Here is a 20066-nt window from a genome sequence, read left to right on the forward strand (position 1 = left end):
TGCGGTCAGCCACGGAGGCGGGACATGGTCGGGTCGAACAGGGGCTCCTCGGCGACCACGGCTTCGACGGACTGGTCGAAGTAGCCGATGTGCACAGTCGTGCCGGGGGTGGTGAGTTCCGTGGGCAGCCACGCATAGGCGATGCCCTTGCCGATCGTGTAGCCGTACGCGGCACTCGTGACGTACCCGACCGCACAGTCACCGTCGTACACCGGCTCCTTGCCCATCACGACCGCCCGCGGGTCGTCGATCGTGAGGCAGGTCAGTTTCCGCCGTACGTCGGCCTTGCGCCGCTCCAACGCCGCCTTGCCGATGAAGTCGTCCTTGTCGAGCTTGACGGCGAATCCGACGCCGGCCTCGTAGGGGTCGTGCTCGTAGGTCATGTCCGTGCCGAAGGACCGGTAGCCCTTCTCCAGGCGGAGGCTGTTGAAGGCGCCGCGCCCGGCCGCGATGCCGCCGAGCGGCTCGGCCGCCTGCCAGAGGGTGTCCCACAGCTTCTGACCCAGGTCGGCGGTGGTGTACAGCTCCCAGCCGAGCTCACCGACGTAACTCAGCCGCATCGCGGTGACGGGGACGGAGCCGATGTGGGCGCGCTTGGCGCGGAAGTACTTCAGGCCACTCGCCGAGAAGTCGGCGTCGGTGAGCGGCTGGAGGACGTCACGGGCGCGCGGGCCCCACAGACCGATGCAGCAGGTGCCGGGGGTGATGTCGCGGACCTGGACCGTGCCGTCGGCGGGGAGGTGGCGGGTGAACCAGTCGAGGTCCAGGTTGCCGTTGGCGCCGACCTGGAAGAGGTCGGGGGCCAGCCGGGCGACGGTGATGTCGCTGCGGATGCCGCCGTCGTGGTCGAGGAGCAGCGTGTACGTCACCGAGCCGACGGACTTGGCGACCTTGCCGGTGCACAGCCGCTCCAGGAACTCGCCGGCACCGCGCCCGCTGACCTCGAGCCGCTTGAGGGCCGTCATGTCGTACATCGCTACGGTCTCACGGGTGGTCTGGGCCTCGGCGGCGACGATGGGTGACCAGTACCGCGCGGCCCAGTCGTTGGGGGTGACGATGGAACGGCCCTCGACCAGGCCCGCGTTGGCCTCGTACCACTGGGGGCGCTCCCAGCCGTTCGCCTCCAGGAAGAAGGCGCCCAGCTCCTGCTGGCGGGCGTGGAACGGGCTCCTGCGGATCGGGCGCGGGTCTCCCGACGGCTGGAGGGGGTGGAGGATGTCGTAAACCTCGACGAAGTTCTGGCAGTCGCGGGCCAGCACGTATTCCGGCGAGAGCTGGTGCGGTTCGAAGCGGTTGACGTCGCACTCGTGCAGGTCGAACGAGGAGCAGTAGCCGTCGACCAGCCATTCGGCCATGGCCCGTCCGACGCCCGCGGAGTGGGTGACCCAGACGGCCTCGGCGACCCAGAAGCCCTTGACGTCCGGGGATTCGCCGAGAAGCGGCAGGCCGTCGGTGGTGAAGGAGAACAGGCCGTTGATGCCCTCTTCGACCTTGGCGTCCTTCGTCGCGGGGAGCAGCGACTGGGTCTCGCTCCAGGCCTCCTCGAAGTCCTCCTCGGTGAACTTCAGGACGGACGGCATCTCGTCGGCCTCGTCCACGGAGAGGATGTCGTCGGCCGAGATCGGCATCGGGCGGTGGCCGTAGTAGCCGATGCCCAGGCCGTCGAAGCGGTCGCGGTAGTAGAGGTCGGCGTCCTGGTGGCGCAGGATCGGGCGGGCCGCCTCCTGCGTCTGGCCCGCCAGGGCCGGTACCGGGCCCGTCCAGGCGAGCTGGTGGGCGAGCGGCGTGAGCGGGAGGTTCATGCCGACCATGCGGGCGATCTTCGGGCCCCAGATGCCGGCGCAGCACACGACGATGTCGGCGGGGATCTCGCCCTGGTCGGTGAGGACGCCGGTCACCTCGCCGTCGGCCCGCTGGACATCGAGGACTTCGTGACGGGCGAGGAAGCGCACGCCGCGCTCGGTGGCCCGGCGGATCTGCGCCTCGACGGCGAGGACCGCCTTCGCGAGGCCGTCCGTGGGCACGAGGAGGCCGGCGAGGACCTTGTCGGGGTTGACGAGCGGGTGCTGTTCGACGCACTCCTCGGTGCTCAGCAGCCGGGACTCGATGCCCCAGGAGGCGAGCCAGCCGTGGCGCCGCTGCAGTTCCGTGACGCGCTCCGGGCTGGTGGCCACCTCCAGGCCGCCGACCTGGAGGAAGCAGGGCTGACCGTCCACGTCGAGCGAGCAGAACTTCTCGACGGTGTAACGGGCCATCTCCGTCATGGTCTTGGAGGGGTTGGTCTGGAAGACCAGGCCCGGGGCGTGCGACGACGATCCCCCGGTGGCGGGCAGTGGGCCCTGGTCGACCACGGTCACTTCGGTCCAGCCTCGCGCGGAGATCTCATCGGCGAGCGCTGCCCCCACGACGCCCGCTCCGATGATGACCACCCGGGGTCCCGCCATCGCCGCACCTCCGACGTTGAAAGCGATCCAGTTGCTGTGTGCGCAACAGGGTTCAGGTTGCGCAACTCAATGTGCCCGCCGTGGACAGGCGTGTCAAGGGGTCCGCGATGCCGGAAAAACCCCCGGAGGCGGCAGGGAGGAACCACCGGAAAACGACGAGGCCCGGCAGGCTGAGGACACAGCCTGCCGGGCCCTTCCGGCGGGGTTCACCAGGGCAGTCGTGCGCGCTACTTGATCCAGGCGTCGACCTTGTCGCGGTTGGCCTCGACCCACTTCTTCGCCGCGGCCTCGGGCGCCATCTTGTCCACCGCGATGTACTTGGCGACGGTGTTCTGGTCGTCGTTCGTCCAGGTGAAGTTCTTCACCAGGTCATAGGCTGGGCTGCCCGACTTGGCGAACTTGGCGCTGACGATCTTGTCGAGTTTGTACACCGGGTAGTCGCAGGCGACCTTCTCGGCGTCGGCGTCGCAGCCCGCCTTGTACGGGGGCAGGCTGACCTTCTTCAACGGCACCTCGGACAGGAACCACTGCGGCTCGTAGAAGTAGCCGATCACCCATTCCTTGTTCTTCTCGGCGTTGCGGTACGCCTGGATGAGCGCGGTCTCGCTGCCCGCGTACACCACCTTGAAGTCCAGCTTGAGGTTCTTCACCAGCGCCTCGTCGTTGGTGACGTACGAGGGGTCGCCGTCGAGGAGTTGGCCCTTGCCGCCCGACTCCGAGGTCTTGAACTTCGACGCGTACTTGTTCAGGTTCTTCCAGTCCAAGATGTCCGGGTGCGCCTTGGCCAGCCACGGCGGCACGTACCAGCCGATGAGGCCTTCGTTGCCGGTCGGGCCCGCGTCGACGGCGGTCTTCTGCTGGGTGATGTACTTCTTCTTCAGATCGTCGTGGCCCCAGTTCTCGACGACGGCGTCGACCTCGCCCGTCCCGAAGCCCTGCCAGGCGATCTCCTCCTTCAGGTCCTTCTGCTCGACCTTGCAGCCGAGGTCGTGCTCGGCGACGTAGGCGAGGACCGCCGCGTTCGCCTCGTAGCCCACCCAGGGGTTGATCGCGAGGTTGAAGGTGCCGCATTTGCCCGAGCTGCCCGAGCCGCCGGCGCTGTCGTCGCCGACCTTCGCGCCGCCGCAGGCCGTGAGGGTGAGGCCGAGGACGGCCAGGCCGGCCGCGCCGACTCTCCAGTGTCGTGCCATGGTGTGGTGCTCCTTATGCGCCGGCGCGGCGAGCCGCTGCCTGAGTGATCCGGTCGAACATGACTCCGAGCAGGACGATGGCGAGCCCCGCCGCGAGTCCCTTGCCGTACAGCTGTCCCTGCGAGAACCCGGCCACGACGTCGTAGCCGAGAGCACCCGCGCCCACCAGGCCGCCCACGACGACCATGGACAGCACATAGATCAGGCCCTGGTTGGTCGCGAGGGTCAGGGCGCCCGCGACATGGGCAGTTGGACCTTGGTGATGATCTGCCAGGTGTTGCACCCGGTGGACGTCGCCGCCTCGACGGTGGTCTCGGGCACGGCCCGCACCCCGTCGGCGATGATCTTGATGGCGACCGGCGCCGCGTAGACGACGGCGGCGACGATGGCCGTGAACCGTGTCGCGCCGAACAGCGCGAGGAACGGCACGAGATAGACGAACGGCGGCATGACCTGGGCCGCGTCCAGGGATGGCCTCAGCAGCCGGTCCACGAGCGCGCTGCGTCCCATCCACACGCCGAGGGCGACGCCGAGCAGCATCACCAGCACCGTCGCCACCGCGGTGGACGCCAGCGTCGTCATGGCGTCCGACCAGACACCGGTGGCGACCAGCAGGCCCACGCACGCGACGGTGGTGGCCCCGGCGCGCCAGCCGCCGAGCACCGTGCCGACCGCGACGAGGGCGGCGCCGACGAGCCACCACGGGGAGTCGGTCAGCAAGGTCTGGAACGGATTGAGCAGGCCGTTGGTGAGGGCGTCACGGAAGGCGTTGGTCAGGCCCGACAGATTGTCCTGTGCCCAGGTGGTCACATCGTCCGCCGTCCTGGCGATGCCACTGCCGATGCCGCCGTCGCCGGGGAACTCGGCCGCCCATATATATGTGTGCGACAGATACACCAGCACCGTCGCCACCACCGCGCCTGCCGCGAGCAGCTGCCGCCGCCACTTGAGGAAGGGACTGTCCGAGCCCCGGGCCGTCTCCGCCCGGCCGCTGGCCGCGGTGGTGACCCGGTCCAGCACGATGGCCATGACGACGATGGCCAGACCGGCGTTGAAGGCCGTGCCGACGTCCAGCGACTGCAGGGCCTGGATGACGGTCGCGCCAAGGCCGGGCGCGTTGATCAGGGCCGCGATGGTCACCATGGCCAGGGCGGCCATGATGGTCTGGTTGATGCCCATCACCACGGTCCGCTTGGACATCGGAAGCAGGACCTTCAGCAGAGCCTGCCGCCGCGTCGCGCCCATCGAGTCCGCCGCCTCCACCGTGGCCTGTGGTACGGAGCGGATGGCGTGCGCCGTGATACGGATCGCCGGTGGTGCCGCGTAGATCGTGGTGGCGATCGTGGCGGAGGCGGGACCGATCAGGAAGAACAGGGTCAGCGGCGCCAGGTAGACGAAGGTCGGCATCGTCTGCATGAAGTCCAGGAACGGCGTCACGATCCGGTTGACCCGGTCCGACAGCCCGGCCCACACACCCAGGGGGATGGCGAACAGCAGCGCCACGAAGACCGCGGAGACGGTCAGCGCCAGGGTGTCCATGCTCTCCTGCCAGAGCCCTTGCAGGCCGAGGAAGGTGAAGCCGGCCACGGCCAGCAGCGCGACCCGCCAGTTGCCCATGGCCCAGGAGACGTAGCCGACGACGCCGACCACACCGAGCCAGCCGATCTGCGGAACCGGGCGGCCCGGGGTCGGCTGCGAGATCAGATCCTGCACGAAGGTCACCAGGGTGTCGATGACCAGGCGGATCTCGTTGAAGAAGTAGAGGAAGAGCGGGTTGGAGTTGCGGTTGGCTCCGATCGAGTCGTTGACGTCGTTGAACCACCGGTGCAGATCGGTCAGGTCGGCCGCCGCGAGGGACAGGGTCTGCTTGCCGCGCAGCACGGCGAAGAGCACCAGCCAGACCAGCAGGATCCCGGCCACCACCACGGCGCGGTTGACCGTGCGCACGCGCCGGGCGGGAGCGGGCGGCTCCACGGTCCCGGTCTTCTCCGGTTTCTCCATCACGACGGTCATCACGCGTCGCCTTCCTGCCCGGCGACCACCGCGAGGATCTCCTCGTCGCCGACGATGCCGAGCAGCTTGCCGTCCTCCACGACCTTGACCGGCTTCTCGGCCGCGAGCACCGCCCGCGTGGCCTCCTTCACCACGACGTCCGGGCCGAGCTCGGGACCGTCCAGGGGGTCGCCGGGTTCCGCCGGGCGCATGATCCACCGCAGGGTCAGTACGTCGCCGCGGGGCACGTCCCTGACGAAGTCGCGTACGTAGTCGTCGGCGGGGGCCCCGACCAGTTCGTCGCCGGTGCCGCACTGGACCATCCTGCCGTCGCGCATGATGAGGATGCGGTCGCCCAGCCGCAGCGCCTCCGACAGATCGTGGGTGATGAACACCATGGTCTTGCCGACCTCGTGGTGCAGCCGGACGACCTCGTTCTGCATGTCACGGCGGATCAGCGGGTCGAGCGCGGAGAACGGCTCGTCGAAGAGGAGTATGTCCGGGTCGCCGGCCAGTGCGCGGGCGAGACCCACGCGTTGCTGCATACCGCCGGAGAGCTGGTCGGGGTAGGAGCTCTCGTACCCGGAGAGCCCGACGAGTTCGACGACCTCCAGCGCCCGTCTCGTGCGCTCGGCCCGGCTCATGCCGCGGATCTCCAGCCCGAACGCCACGTTCTCGACGACCCGGCGGTGCGGCAGCAGCCCGAAGTGCTGGAAGACCATGGAGAACTTGCTGCGGCGCAGTTCGCGCAGGCGGCCCGCGTCCGCGTCACGGATGTTCTCGCCCTCGAAGAGGATCTCGCCGGCGGTGGGTTCGATGAGCCGGGTCAGACAGCGCACCAGGGTGGACTTGCCGGAGCCGGACAGGCCCATGACGACGAACACCTCGCCGGGCGAGACCTCGAAGTCCACGTCGCGCACGGCGGCGGTGCATCCGGTGCGGTCCATCAGTTCGCGGCGGGTGAGCCCGCGCAGTTCCTCGGAGCCCGGTACCTGGTCCGCCTTCGGCCCGAACACCTTCCACAGCTCGCGTACGGATATGACCGGCTCGGGTGCCGAATCCTGGGGCGTGCCGCGCCGCTGCGGCACCTCGGTCGTTGCTGGGGTCATGTTCGACCTCTTTTCGGCGTTCAGCCGCGGAACCAGTGCTGCGGCCGGGGTTGGATGTTCTGCCAGATGTGCTTGGGTTCCCGGTACTCGTCCAGGCCGGTCGGGCCCAGCTCCCGGCCCACGCCGGAGTGCCCGAACCCACCCCATTCCGCCTGCGGCACATAGGGGTGGTAGTCGTTGATCCACACCGTGCCGTGGCGCAGCCGGCGGGCGACCCGCTGGGCCTTTCCGGCGTCCTGCGTCCAGACGGCGCCGGCGAGTCCGTACTCGGTGTCGTTGGCGATGCGTACGGCGTCGTCCTCGTCGGTGAAGCGCTCCACGGTGAGCACGGGCCCGAAGGACTCCTCGTGCACCACCCGCATGTCCTGACCGCACTCGTCGAGCACGGTGGGCGGGTAGTAGTGGCCGTCGGCCAGGGCCGGGTCGTCGGGGCGTTCACCACCGCAGCGCAGGACAGCGCCCTCGGCGAGTCCGGCAGCGACGTACGCCTCGACCTTCGCCAGGTGCTGCGCGGAGATCAGCGGACCGGTCTCGGCCTGCGGATCGAAGGGGCCGCCGAGCCGGATCTGCCGGGCGCGGCGGACCACCTCGTCGACGAACCGGTCGTGCAGCGCGTCCTCGACGATCAGCCGGGCGCCGGCCGAGCAGACCTGGCCCGAATGCAGGAAGACGGCCGTGAGCGCGAAGTCCACGGCCGTTTCGAAGTCGGCGTCGGCGAAGACGACATTGGGGTTCTTGCCGCCGAGTTCCAGCGCGACCTTCTTCACGGTCGCGGCGGCGGTGGCCATGATGCGTCTGCCGGTGTCCAGGCCGCCGGTGAAGGAGATCATGTCGACGGCGGGGTCCTCGGCGAGGGGCGCGCCCGCCTCGGGCCCGGTCCCCAGGACGAGGTTGGCGGCGCCGGCCGGGAGCCCGGCCTCCTCCAGTGCCTTCATCAGCAGGATGGACGTAGAGGGAGTGAGCTCACTGGGCTTGAGGACGATCGTGTTGCCCGCGAGGAGAGCAGGCGCGACCTTCCAACTCGCCTGGAGCAGCGGGTAGTTCCAGGGGGTGATCAGTCCGCACACGCCGATCGGCTCGTACACGACGCGGCTGACGGCGTCGTCGCGGCCGGTGTCGATCACCCGGCCGGCGTCGGTGCCGCCCAGCCCTCCGTAGTAGCGGAAGCAGGAGACGACGTCGGCGATGTCGTACTCGCTCTCCACCAGCCGTTTGCCGGTGTCCAGCGATTCGGCGCGGGCGAACGCGTCGGCGTCGCGTTCGAGGAGGTCGGCGGTGCGCAGGAGGAGCGCGCCGCGCTCACGCTCGGAGGTGCGCGGCCAGGGCCCTTCGTCGAAGGCCCGGCGGGCCGCGGCGATGGCCGCCTCGGTGTCCGGACGGGTACCTTCGGACACGGTCACGGAGAGCGTGCCGTCGGCGGGGCAGCGGATGTCCCGGTGGCCGCCGGCCACGGGATCCCGCCATTTTCCGTCCACGTACAGGTCTGCCACGTCGGGCCCTTCGAGCGGATTTCGTTGCGCATCGCGCATCGTATTGCTTGTGGTGGAACACTCTGTAGAAGGCGGAACCCCACGTCAAGGGGTTCACCGGTGACGTTTTCACCAAGGAGACAGCCACGAGGACGCGACGCCGACAGGCCCGGAACGCCTTGTTTCCGGGCCGAGCGGCTGGCTGAAAACTGCTGGTTACGGCAGGGGACGGTGCCGGTAGTACGCGGCGGTGGACGGCGGCAGCGGGTCCTTCCCGAGGATGAGGTCGGCCGCCTTTTCCGCGATCATCATGACGGGCGCGTAGATGTTGCCGTTGGTGATGTAGGGCATCACCGACGCGTCGACGACACGCAGCCCCTCCACCCCGTGCACCCGCATGCTCGCCGGGTCCACGACGGCCATCTCGTCCGTGCCCATTTTGCAGGTGCAGGACGGATGCAGCGCGGTCTCGCCGTCCTTGGCGACCCAGGCGAGGATCTCCTCGTCGGTCTCGACGGAGGGTCCCGGCGAAATCTCCCCGGCGTTGTACGGGGCCATGGCGGGCTGGTTGAGCAGCTCACGGGCGACCCTGACGGCCTCGACCCACTCGCGGCGGTCCTGCTCGGTGGACAGGTAATTGAAGCGGAGCGCGGGGTGCTCGGCCGGGTCCTTGCTCTTGATCTTCACCGAGCCGATGGCGTCGGAGTACATGGGTCCGACGTGCACCTGGTAGCCGTGTCCGCCGGCGGGCACGGAGCCGTCGTAGCGGACCGCGATGGGCAGGAAGTGGAACATTAGGTTGGGGTAGGGCACGTCCTCGTTGCCGCGGACGAAGCCACCCGCTTCGAAGTGGTTGGTCGCGGCGGGGCCCGTGCGGAAGAGCCACTGCAGGCCGATGAAGGGCGCACGCCACTTCGCCAGGTACGGCTGCATGGAGACGGGCTGCTTGCAGGCGTACTGGATGTACACCTCCAGGTGGTCCTGGAGGTTCTCGCCGACACCCGGCAGATCGTGTACGACGTCGATGCCGAGCGCGCGCAGTTCCTCGGCGTTGCCGACGCCCGAGAGCTGGAGCAGCTGCGGGGAGTTGATCGCGCCTCCGCAGAGGATGATTTCGCGGGCACGCACCCGCTGGGGTCTGCCGCGGCCACGCCGGTACTCGACGCCGACGGCCCGCTTGCCTTCGAAGAGGACGCGGGTGACCAGGCTGCGCGTTTTGATCGTGAGGTTGGGGCGCTTTCGTACGGGCTTGAGATAGGCCTTGGAGGCCGACAGGCGGCGGCCGCGGTGGACGTTTCGGTCGAACCTGGCGAAACCTTCCTGCCGGTAGCCGTTCACGTCGTCGGTGGGAGCGTGGCCCGCCTCCTCGGTGGCCTTCAGGAAGGCCTCGAAGAGCGGGTTGGCCCCAGGGCCGCGTTCCAGGACGAGAGGGCCGTCGTGACCGCGGAACTCATCGTCCGGGTCGGCGGCGAGACAGTTCTCCATCCGCCGGAAGTACGGCAGGCAGTGCGCGTAGTCCCAGGTCTTCATGCCCGGGTCGGCCGCCCAGCGCTCGTAGTCCATGGGGTTGCCGCGCTGGAAGATCATGCCGTTGATGCTGCTGGAACCGCCCAGCACCTTGCCTCGAGCGTGGTACACGCGCCGGCCGCCCATGTGGGGCTCCGGTTCGGACTCGTACTTCCAGTCGTAGAACCGGCTGCCGATCGGGTAGGTCAGTGCCGCGGGCATGTGGATGAAGACATCCCAGGGGTAGTCGGACCTGCCCGCCTCCAGGACCAGCACCCGGTTGCCGGGGTCCGCGGAGAGCCGGTTGGCCAGCGCACTGCCGGCCGATCCACCACCGACGATGACGAAGTCGTACTGCAAGTGAGCCATGGGGCCTCGTCTCGGTCGCGCCGTAGAGAATGCGCGGCATGCTAGTACTTGTATCTCTATGCGCACCAGGTTGCGAGCAACGCAACTTCTGCAGTGTCATGCCAAGCCCGTGACCTGCACCGCTTTGGGCTATGTTTAACGCCCGTATAGTTGCGTTGTGAGCAACTACCATGCAGATTCCGAGACGACAACTGCGCCGACCGGTGGGGTGCAGTCCGTCGACCGCGCCATCACCGTGCTGGAGATCCTGGCCCAGCGCGGCGAAGCCGGCGTCAGCGAGGTGGCCGCCGAGATCGATGTCCACAAGTCCACCGCGTTCCGGCTGCTCGGCGCCCTGGAGGTGCGCGGCCTGGTGGAACAGGCAGGCGAGCGCGGCAAGTACCGCCTCGGTTTCGGCATCGTCCGCCTCGCCGGCGCGGTCACCGAGCGCATCGACATCACCCAGCAGAGCCGCCCGGTCTGCGAGCGCCTCGCGGAGGAGATCGGCGAGACCGTGAACCTCGCCGTGATGCAGGAGCGTTACGCGATCAACCTGTACCAGGTGCGCGGTCCGGGTGCTGTCACCGCGTTCAACTGGGTCGGCCAGCTGACGCCGTTGCACGCCACCTCCAGCGGCAAGATCCTGCTGGCCCACATGCCGGCGAAGGAGCGTGCCGCGCTGTTGTCGGAGGTCGGCCTGAAGAAGATGACCCCCCGCACCCTGACCGCGAAGACGAAGCTCGAGAAGAACCTCGCCGAGGCGCTCGAACGTGGCTACTCCTGGACCCTGGAGGAGTTCGAGGTAGGACTGCACGCCATGGCCGCCCCGGTCCGTAACAGGGACGGAGAGGTCATCGCGGCGCTCAGTGCCTCAGGACCGGCGTACCGGCTCACCGAGGACCGTATCCACGAGCTGGCACCGGTGCTGGTCAAGGGCGCGGACGAGATCAGCCATCGCATGGGCTACCTGGGCTGAGCCCGTGCCCCGCGCCCAGGCGCTCCTGGACGAAGGCGTGGAACTCACCGATGTGATGCTCGCTGGGCACGAGGACTCCGCCCTTGGTGTACAGCCGGGAGCTCATCGCGGGCTGACAGCGCTCGCACGCGTCGAAGTCCTGCCGGTTGACCCGGTCGAAGAGCTCCACCGACCGGCTGACGTCCTTGCCGCTCTCGACGACGTGCTTGAGGTAGAGCCAGTCGCACTCGACGATGGTGCGGTCCGCGGCGACCGGGTACATCCGGTGGAAGATCACATGGTCGGGCACGAGGTTGATGAACACCTGCGGCCGGACGGTGATCGCGTAGTAACGGCGATCCTGGTCCTCGGTGACGCCTGGAATGCGGTCGAGGCCTTCGGAGCCGTCGACGGTGAAGCCCTTGACCTCGGAGCCGAACTCCGCGCCGTGTCCCACGTAGTACTGGGCGGCGTACCCGTCGGCGAACTCCGGGAGCACCTCGGTCAGTTCGGGGTGGATCGTCGCGCAGTGATAGCACTCCATGAAGTTCTCGACGATGAGTTTCCAGTTCGCCTTCACGTCGTAGACGATGCGTTTACCGACTTCGAGGTTGTCGATGTCGTAGTGCTCGATCGACTCCGTGTCGCCCAGGCGCGCGACGACATCCGCCACGACCTCGTCGAAGGGGGCGGGTCCGCCGCGAGGCACACCACACATAGCCGAGCCATTCCCGCGTGGCCACTGCTGCCAGGCCGTACTCGGTGCGGCTGATGTCGGGCATCTTGGTGAGGTTGGGTGCCGCGACGAGTTTGCCCGTCAGGTCGTAGGTCCAGGCGTGATAGGGGCACTGGAAGGCGCGTTTGACCTCGCCGGTCTCCGCCGTGCAGAGCTTGGCTCCGCGGTGCCGGCAGACATTGAAGAATGCACGTATGGAGTTGTCCCGTGCCCGGGTGATCAGGATGCTCTCGCGGCCCACCTCGACGGTCCGGAAGGCACCTGGCCTGGCCAGGTCGGCGGAGCGCACGGCGCAGAACCACATCGCCTCGAAGATGTGTTCCTGCTCCTGGGCGAAGATCTTCGGATCCGTGTAGGAGGAACCGGGGAGGGTGGCGATCAGGCTTTCCGGCAGGCCGGTCGAGGTCACAGTGCACTCCTCGGGGAGACGAGTGGATCGGGCATGCACGCGCCGGGAAGAGCGACACCGGACGTCGTTGGGTAAGGAGCAGCGCGGTGCGCCGGCCCCTCCGCGCAACAGCGGCTGTGAGTGCGGTCTACGCCCCTGTCAGGGCGCCTTGGCCGCGAGTTGCTTGCGCCAGCGCATGAACAGCTTCGGCTGGTTCATCCCGAGTACGGCGACCGGGTGTCCGGCACGCCGGTAGACGGCCAGGACGTTGCGATCGTCCGCGGTGCCTTCCTCGATCGTCACGCTGTCGGCGCGGGCTGCGTGGCCGGCGAACTGGATCTTCACGCCGTACTGGTCGGACCAGAAGTACGGCGGCCGGGGTGTGCCCGGTTCGGACTCGCCCCAGGACAGCAGGGCGGCCACGGCCGCGTCGGGGCGTTCCCGGGCGCCGGTCCAGTGCTCGACGCGGCGGTGGGTGCCTGCGCGTGGGTCGTACCAGGAGGCGCAGTCGCCGACCGCGACCACCCCGGCCAGGCTGGTCCGGCCGTCCGCACCGCACTTGACGCCGTCGTCGAGTTCGACACCCGATCCGGCCAGCCACTCGACGCAGGGACGGGCCCCGACACCCACGACGACTATGTCGGCGGGGATGCTCCGGCCGTCCTCCATGAGGACCGCGTCGACGCGGTTCTCGCCGCTCAGCCCCTTGACGCCCACGCCGCACAACAGGTGTACGCCGTGGTCCGCGTGGAGGGCGGAGACGATACGCCCCATGGCCGCGCCGAGCGGTCCGGCCAGCGGTGTGGGCGCCGCCTCGACGATGGTCACGTCGAGGCCGAGAGCGGAGGCGGTGGAGGCGACCTCGGCACCGATGAAGCCGCCGCCGATCACGACCAGGCGTCCGCCTTGGGCCAGTTCGTCCCGCAGGGCGCGGGCGTCGTCCAGTGTGCGCAGGGTGTGCACACCGGCCAGTCCGTCCATGCCGGGCAGGGTCCGGGCGGCGGCACCGGTGGCGATGACGATGCCGTCGGCCCGCACCTCCCGGCCGTCGGTGAGCCGCACGGCGCGGGGCGTGGTGTCGAGTCCGGCGGCGCGGGCTCCGAGCAGCCACTCCGCCTGCAGGTCCTCGCCGTCCGGCTCCAGTGCGAGATCGGCTTCGCTGATGCCGCCGGCCAGGAACTCCTTGGACAGCGGCGGCCTGTCGTACGGGCGATGGATTTCGTCGCCGATGACGACCAGCCGTCCGTCGTATCCCTGTTTCCGCAACGAGCGCGCCGCCGACAGACCGGCCAGCGACGCGCCCACCACGGCCACGGTCCTCACGCGACGCCCCCCACGAGCCGGGCGGCGACGCAGGGAGGCAGGTTCGGAGCTGCCGTGGACAGTCGGACGTAGATCATGCCGTCCTCGACGAAGACCTCGTGCGTGCGCACCGGGAGCTTGGCCGGCGGGGCGTCGACGGCTCCCGTCTTGAGGTTGAACTTCGAGGCGTGCAGCGGGCATTCGACCTCACAGCCCTCCAGCCAGCCGTCGGCGAGCGAGGCGTCCTGGTGGGTGCATGTGTCGTCGATGGCGAAGAGTTCGCCGTCGTCGGTGTGGAACACCGAGACCGGCGGGTCGATGTCGAGCCTGTGGGCCTCGCCTCGGGGCAGATCCACGAGACGGCACGCGGCAATCATCATGACACCTCGGTGCGTATAGCGGAACGGATTGCGGTGAACGCAACGCCAGTTTGAGGGCGCCCACAAACCCTTGTCAAGGAGTTCACGGGCCCCCTGACGCCCATATTTTGTGTTGCATATCACGCAACTGCCTGCACGATAGGAAACGCAGGTCAGAGCGGAGCGCCTCTCAGAACTGGGGCATCGGCAGCGGCGTCGCCGCGGATTCGAGGCCCCACCGAGCGGCCACGCGCACCGCGTCGGCCGTCGAGGCGACGTCGTGGACGCGCACGCACCAGGCGCCCTGCGCGGCGGCCAGGACCGACACCGCGGAGGTGGCCGCGTCCCGCAGGTGCGCCGGGCGGGGCCGCCCTGTCTCCGGGTCGGCGAGCAGGTGACCCAGAAAGGACTTCCGCGCCGCACCCACGAGGACCGGCCGGCCTAGCGCGACGACCTCCCGGAAGCGGCCGAGCAGCCGCCAGTTGTGCTCGGCGTGCTTGGCGAACCCGAGCCCCGGGTCGACGATGAGACAGTCCGCCGGGACCCCGGCGTGCACGGCCGCGTCGACTCTCGCCCGCAACTCGTCGACCACGTCGGTGACGACGTCGTCGTACACGGCGTTCGCCTGCATCCCCGCGGAGTGCCCGCGCCAGTGCATGAGCACGTAGGGCGTACCGGCCCGGGCCATCAGCGGCAGCATCTCCGGGTCGGCGAGCCCGCCGGAGACGTCGTTGACCAGGGCGGCGCCGGTCTCGATGGCACGGGCGGCGACCTCGGCCCGCATGGTGTCGACGCTGACCGTCGCACCCGCGGCGGCGAGTTCGCGGACGACCGGCAGCACGCGCCGCAGCTCCTCCTCGACGGCCGGGCGCGCGGCGCCGGGACGGGTCGACTCGCCACCCACGTCCAGGATGTCCGCGCCCTCGTCGAGCAGCGCGAGGCCGTGCGTGACGGCCCGTTCCGGATCGAACCACCGCCCGCCGTCGGAGAACGAGTCGGGCGTGACGTTCACGATGCCCATCACCAGGGTCCGGTCGGGACGGGGAAGACCTCGCGGATGGAGCGCGGGAGCGGCCTGGCCGGGCCGGGCGGCGGTGCTCACGCGACTCGGAGCTGGTCGGCGAGACGGCGTGCGGAAATCATCATGGGACCTGTTGACCTCGTTGCGCATAGAGGAACAATGTGCGATTTGAGCAACGAGTCTGAGGACGGCCGCGCGGCACTGTCAAGGCAGGTGGCGGGCCTCGGCCTCGCCATGCGGCCTCGACGCCAGAGTGAGCAGCCGAGAGGCCTTCAGTTCGGTCTCGTCCCACTCCCGCCCGGGGTCGGACCCCCAGGTGATGCCGGCGCCCGTACCGAAGCGCAGCACCGGCCCCCTCGGGGCGGCACGGTCGATCCAGAAGGTGCGGATGCCCACGGCCAGTTCACCGGTCCCCGGTCGGCGTCGACCCAGCCGATGGCGCCGCAGTACGGGCCGCGGGGCGCGGTCTCCAGGGCGTCGATGATGCGCAGTGCGCTGGTTTTGGGCGCGCCGGTCACGGAACCCGGTGGGAAGGTCCCGGCCATCAGCTCGGGCCAGCCCGCGCCCCGCGCCAGCTCCCGCGCACGGGTGGAGACGAGATGCACCAGGCCCGGGTGCCGCTCGACGGCGCACAGGGCCGGGACGGTCACGGATCCGGTGGCGCAGACCCGCCCCAGGTCGTTGCGGACCAGGTCCACGATCATCACGTTCTCGGCGTGGTCCTTCTCGAGCAGATCGTCCGCCGTACGGCCCGTGCCTTTGATCGGCCCGGACTCCACGGTCCGGCCGGTGCGACGCAGGAAGAGTTCGGGCGAGGCGGTGGCCACTTCGACGCCGTGCGCGGGTAGCCGGACCGTACCGGCGTAGGGCGCGGGGTTGCCGCGGGCGAGCAGCCCGGTGAGCGCGTCGATGTCGGCGGCGGCCGGGTCGGGCAGGGGTGCGGAGAGCACGCGGCAGAGATTGGCCTGGTAGACGTCGCCCGCCGCGATGTGCTCGCGGATGCGGCGCACGCCCGCGGTGTAGGCGGTGCGGTCCAGCGACGAGGTCCAGTCGCCGGCGGCCGGGCCCCGCCAGGCCCCGGTCCGCGGAGCGGGCACCCGCGCGGGACGCAGCCGGCCGAACCGGGCGCAGAGCAGGCGGCCTTCGAAGTCCGCGACGACCGCCCAGAAGCCGGAGGAGTCCAGGGCGGCGGGATCGCTGGTCACATCACGCAGATCAGCGGCGACGAGGCCGCCGAAGCGGGCCATCGGGGCGGGAGCGTGCACGGCGGTTCGTCCAGGGCCGACGGGGCGGATGGTCCTTGGTCATGACGGTCGTTCCTGGCCACGACGGCCAGGACGGCCGGGGACAGGGCCGCGACGGCCGGGTACGCCGGCATGCCGACCAGGGACACGAGCATGCCGACGGGCCAGCGGGATGCCGGCCGGGGCGGGCTCTCGTTCGCGGGTCTCGAGCGAGGAGACACGCGGGCACTCGATCACCCCCGGCCGGCCTGGCGGCGCCCTGTCACCAGCCGCGGGCGGCCCACTCCTGAAGGTGCGGTGCCTCCGCCTCGACGGTCGTCGTCTCGCCGTGTCCGGTGTGGACGACCGTCTCGCCCGGGAGGGTCAGCAGCCGGTCACCGATGGAGCCGATGATCGTGCCGAAGTCGCTGTACGAGCGCCCGGTCGCGCCGGGGCCTCCGGCGAACAGCGTGTCACCACTGAACAGTGCGCCCAGTTCGGGTGCGTACAGGCACACCGCACCCGGAGCGTGTCCGGGTGTGTGGAGGACACGCAGGCCGATGCCCGCCACCATGAGTTCGTCACCGTCGGCGAGCGGCCTGTCGGGCCGCCGGCCGGGGTGCACCATCTTCCACAGCACCTGGTCGTCAGGGTGCAGGAGGATGGGCGCGCCCGTGGCCAGAGCGAGGTCCGGCGCGGCGCGCACATGGTCGTCGTGGGCGTGGGTGCACACGACGGCCGACAGGCGACGGTCACCGACGGCCGCCAGGACGGCGTCGGAATCGTGCGCCGCGTCGATGACGACCACCTCGTCGTCGTCACCGATGATCCAGACGTTGTTGTCGACGTCCCAGGTCCCGCCGTCGAGGCTGAAGGTCCCGCTGGTGACGAGGTGTTCGATGCGCGGTGCGCCGGCCATCACAGCACCACCACCGAGCGCAGCACGTCGCCGCGGTGCATCTTCTCGAACGCCTCCTCCACGTCACCGAGGCCGATGGTCTCGGAGACGAACGCGTCCAGGTCGAAACGGCCTCCCAGATACAGGTCGATGAGGGCCGGGAAGTCGCGCGAGGGCAGGCAGTCGCCGTACCAGCTGGACTTCAGCGAGCCGCCCCGGCCGAAGACGTCGAGCAGGGGCAGCTCCACCTTCATCTCCGGGGTGGGCACGCCGACCAGCACGACCGTGCCGGCCAGGTCGCGGGCGTAGAAGGCCTGCCGGTACGTCTCGGGGCGGCCGACGGCCTCCACGACGACGTCCGCGCCGAAGCCGCCTGTCAGCTCGCGCACCGCTTCCACGACGTCACCCTTGGCCCCGTCGACCGTGTGGGTGGCCCCCATGGCCATGGCCCGGTCCAGCTTTCGCTGGTCGATGTCGACGGCGATGACCTTGCTCGCCCCGGCCAGCCTCGCCCCCGCGACGGCGGCCATTCCGACGCCGCCGCAGCCGATGACGGCGACGGAGTCGCCCCGGCCGACGGCGCCGGTGTTCACGGCCGCGCCGAAGCCGGCCATGACGCCGCACCCGAGCAGACCGGCTGCCGCCGCCGAGGCCGCAGGATCCACCTTGGTGCACTGCCCTGCGGCGACCAGCGTCTTCTCCGCGAACGCGCCGATGCCGAGTGCCGGCGAGAGCGGGGTGCCGTCGAGCAGCGTCATCGGTTGTGTCGCGTTGTGGGTGGCGAAGCAGTACCAGGGCTTGCCCTTGCTGCAAGCCCGGCACTGGCCGCACACCGCACGCCAGTTGAGGATGACGAAGTCGCCGGGCTCGACGCCGGTGACTCCCTCCCCGACCGCCTCGACGCGGCCTGCCGCCTCGTGCCCCAGAAGGAAGGGGAAGTCGTCGTTGATCCCACCCTCGCGTAGTGGAGATCGGTATGACAGACGCCGCACGCCTCGACCTTGACCAGCGCCTCACCCGGACCAGGATCCGGGACGACGATCGTCTCGACGGAGACGGGTGCGCCCTTCTTCCGGGCGACGACGGCACGAACCTCGTGAGCCATGAGCTGCTCCTCAAGCGGGAAACCCTCGCGAGTGCGTTGCCTCATTCGCTACACGCACCGCTATACGCAACTGAGCATCGTGGAGAAGCACGCCGACGGTCAAGGGGTTGACACCAACCGGGACGACTCGGCCGGATCCGTCGGAGCGGGAGTACCGACGAAGCGGCTCGCCACAGGCACACATGAGGGACCGCGCCCCTCGGACACTCCGGGGAGGCGGCCCTCACGTTCGCCTGATTCCGGCCGAGTCGCGCTCCTCCGGTTCGGCCGGCCGGGCAGCTCAGCCCGCGGGCTGCGAGTCCGCCATGGCCTCGGCCGGCCGTACACCGTCGTCCGGCCCCGGCTCGTCGGCGTCGGCGTCGGCGTCGGCGAGGCCTTCCTGCTCCACCGGCGGGCGGGGATCGGCTCGGCGCGCAGGGCCTTCACGAGGGAGACGCACAGGCCGATCATCACGAAGAGGAACGGGAACGCGGCGATGATGGCCACCTGCTTGACCGCCTCCAGGCCGCCGGCCATCAGCAGCACGGCCGCGACCAGACCGGTCAGCGCACCCCAGAGGATCACGACGAGGCGACCGGGGGCCATGTTGCCCCGGCAGGAGAGCATGCGAGGACCACGGATGCCGCATCCGCGCCGCTCACGAAGAACAGGCCGACCAGAACGATCACCAGGACCGAGGTGACGGGGAACCAGGGAAGGTTCTGCAGGGGGCGAAGAGGCCCGCTTCCTCGCCCTTGGCGACCGCCGCGGCCAGGTGACCGCCGCCGTGCATCTCCTGGTTCAGGGCGGGTCCCGCCGAGGATCGCGAACCACACGACACTCACCAGGCTCGGCGCGATGATCACACCGACGATGAACTCCCGAATGGTACGCCCGCGGGAGATCCGGGCGATGAAGGTCCCGACGAACGGCGTCCAGGAGATCCACCACGCCAGTAGAAGACCGTCCAGCCGGAGAGCCATTCACCGCCTCCGAAGGCACCCGTCGTGAAACTCATCTTCGGCAGCGAGGCCAGATAGCCGCCCAGCGCCTCGGTCTGGCTCTCCAGGATGAACACCGTGGGGCCCACCACGAAGACGAAGAGCAGCAGGACGGCGGCGAGAATCATGTTGCCGTTGCTCAGCCACTGGATGCCGCGGTGCACGCCGGAGAGAGCGGAGATCACGAACAGGACGGTGAGGACCGCGATGATCGATACGGCCAGCGCGGTGGAGTCGGGGACGCCCCAGACCTCGTTCAGGCCCCGGTTGACCTGGAGCGCGCCCAGCCCGAGGGAGACGGCTGAACCGAAGAGGGTGGCGAAGATCGCCAGAATGTCGATGGACTTGCCCAGTGGCCCGTCCACCCGGTCGCCCAGCAGTGGGCGGAAGGCGGAGCTGATCAGGCTGTTGCCGCTCTTGCGGAAACCGAAGTAGGCGAGCGCCAGCCCGGCGACCGCGTACATCGCCCAGGGGTGGATCGCCCAGTGGAAGTACGAGTACTCCAACGCCAGGCGGGCGGCGTCCTCGCTGCCCGCCTTCGCGGAGCCGGGCGGCGGGCTGGACATATGCATGATCGGCTCGCTCGCTCCGTAGAACATGAGGCCGATCCCCATGCCGGCGCTGAACATCATCGCCACCCAGGACGCGGTGCTGAACTCCGGGCGCTCCCCGTCTCTGCCGAGCCGGATGGAGCCGAACCGGCTGAACGCGATCACCGTCGCCAGCACCACGAACCCGGAACTCGTCAGGACGAACAGCCAGCCGAAGTTGTCGATGATCCGGCCCAGCGTCGTCTCGGCGACCGTGGCGAGACTGTCGGTGAAGAACACCCCCCAAGCGACGAACAGGGCGGACAGCGTGACCGATACATAGAGGACGGCCGGATCCACCCGTGCGAGGGCCGATGTCGTTTTCTTCGTCGTCGCGGTAGTCATCCGCAGCCTTCCGACAGGGGACGGGGTGGCGGGTCTGCATCCCCGTGATGAGCACCGCGGGCGGCGGTGCGCAACACGCAACTTCGAGCTCGATGTGCAACACAGT

11 protein-coding genes and 5 pseudogenes are annotated in these 20066 nt (G+C 69.6%); 1 reads left to right on the plus strand and 15 read right to left on the minus strand.

Annotated features, from left to right (window positions below):
- Window positions 1-5: 5 nt before the first annotated feature.
- The 6 genes and pseudogenes from PV963_RS03010 to betA all read right to left on the minus strand — a co-directional run bounded on the left by PV963_RS03010 (window position 6) and on the right by betA (window position 10079).
- Window positions 6-2444, minus strand: a complete 2439-nt coding sequence (locus tag PV963_RS03010) for a GcvT family protein (protein WP_274814005.1) — start codon at window positions 2442-2444, stop codon at window positions 6-8.
- Between the two features lie 227 nt (window positions 2445-2671).
- A complete protein-coding gene (locus tag PV963_RS03015; RefSeq protein ID WP_274814006.1) occupies window positions 2672-3634 on the minus strand; it encodes an ABC transporter substrate-binding protein in 963 nt (320 codons plus the stop codon).
- Window positions 3635-3647: 13 nt separating this feature from the next.
- Window positions 3648-5647: pseudogene (locus PV963_RS03020) on the minus strand (ABC transporter permease).
- Complete coding sequence (locus PV963_RS03025; RefSeq protein WP_274814007.1) at window positions 5647-6735, minus strand: quaternary amine ABC transporter ATP-binding protein; 1089 nt, start codon at window positions 6733-6735, stop codon at window positions 5647-5649. The pseudogene PV963_RS03020 and the gene PV963_RS03025 overlap by 1 nt, the downstream one beginning before the upstream one ends.
- Before the next feature lie 20 nt (window positions 6736-6755).
- A complete protein-coding gene (locus tag PV963_RS03030; protein ID WP_274814008.1) occupies window positions 6756-8225 on the minus strand; it encodes an aldehyde dehydrogenase family protein in 1470 nt (489 codons plus the stop codon).
- Window positions 8226-8420: 195 nt separating this feature from the next.
- Window positions 8421-10079, minus strand: coding sequence for a choline dehydrogenase (gene betA / locus PV963_RS03035; RefSeq protein ID WP_274814009.1), 1659 nt, complete (start codon window positions 10077-10079; stop codon window positions 8421-8423).
- 208 nt (window positions 10080-10287) lie between these two features.
- Here betA and PV963_RS03040 point away from each other — a divergent pair, with 208 nt between their 5' ends.
- Window positions 10288-11034, plus strand: a complete 747-nt coding sequence (locus PV963_RS03040) for an IclR family transcriptional regulator (protein ID WP_274821920.1) — start codon at window positions 10288-10290, stop codon at window positions 11032-11034.
- Here PV963_RS03040 and PV963_RS03045 read toward each other — a convergent pair.
- The 9 genes and pseudogenes from PV963_RS03045 to PV963_RS03085 all read right to left on the minus strand — a co-directional run.
- Window positions 11006-12158 (minus strand): annotated as a pseudogene (locus PV963_RS03045) (aromatic ring-hydroxylating oxygenase subunit alpha). The gene PV963_RS03040 and the pseudogene PV963_RS03045 overlap by 29 nt on opposite strands.
- A gap of 138 nt (window positions 12159-12296) precedes the next feature.
- A complete protein-coding gene (locus PV963_RS03050) occupies window positions 12297-13460 on the minus strand; it encodes an NAD(P)/FAD-dependent oxidoreductase (RefSeq protein WP_274814010.1) in 1164 nt (387 codons plus the stop codon).
- Window positions 13457-13819 carry a bifunctional 3-phenylpropionate/cinnamic acid dioxygenase ferredoxin subunit gene (locus tag PV963_RS03055; RefSeq protein WP_274814011.1) on the minus strand — a complete coding sequence of 121 codons (363 nt, stop codon included), beginning with the start codon at window positions 13817-13819 and terminating at the stop codon, window positions 13457-13459. The genes PV963_RS03050 and PV963_RS03055 overlap by 4 nt, the downstream gene beginning before the upstream one ends.
- 169 nt (window positions 13820-13988) lie before the next feature.
- Window positions 13989-14819 (minus strand): dihydropteroate synthase, encoded by an 831-nt coding sequence (gene folP, locus PV963_RS03060; RefSeq protein ID WP_274821921.1) that lies wholly within the window; start codon window positions 14817-14819, stop codon window positions 13989-13991.
- A gap of 204 nt (window positions 14820-15023) precedes the next feature.
- Window positions 15024-16066, minus strand: a pseudogene (locus PV963_RS03065) (chorismate-binding protein).
- A gap of 259 nt (window positions 16067-16325) precedes the next feature.
- Entirely contained in the window at window positions 16326-16961 is a 636-nt protein-coding gene (locus PV963_RS03070; protein ID WP_274814012.1) for an MBL fold metallo-hydrolase, read from the minus strand.
- Window positions 16961-18045: pseudogene (locus PV963_RS03075) on the minus strand (S-(hydroxymethyl)mycothiol dehydrogenase). The gene PV963_RS03070 and the pseudogene PV963_RS03075 overlap by 1 nt, the downstream one beginning before the upstream one ends.
- 280 nt (window positions 18046-18325) lie before the next feature.
- On the minus strand, window positions 18326-18484 hold the full coding sequence (locus PV963_RS03080; protein WP_274814013.1) for a hypothetical protein: 159 nt from the start codon (window positions 18482-18484) through the stop codon (window positions 18326-18328).
- 26 nt (window positions 18485-18510) lie between these two features.
- Window positions 18511-19960: pseudogene (locus PV963_RS03085) on the minus strand (BCCT family transporter); the annotation flags it as partial.
- Window positions 19961-20066: the final 106 nt, after the last annotated feature.

The sequence above is a fragment of the Streptomyces coeruleorubidus genome, from assembly GCF_028885415.1.
Taxonomy (GTDB): domain Bacteria; phylum Actinomycetota; class Actinomycetes; order Streptomycetales; family Streptomycetaceae; genus Streptomyces; species Streptomyces coeruleorubidus_A.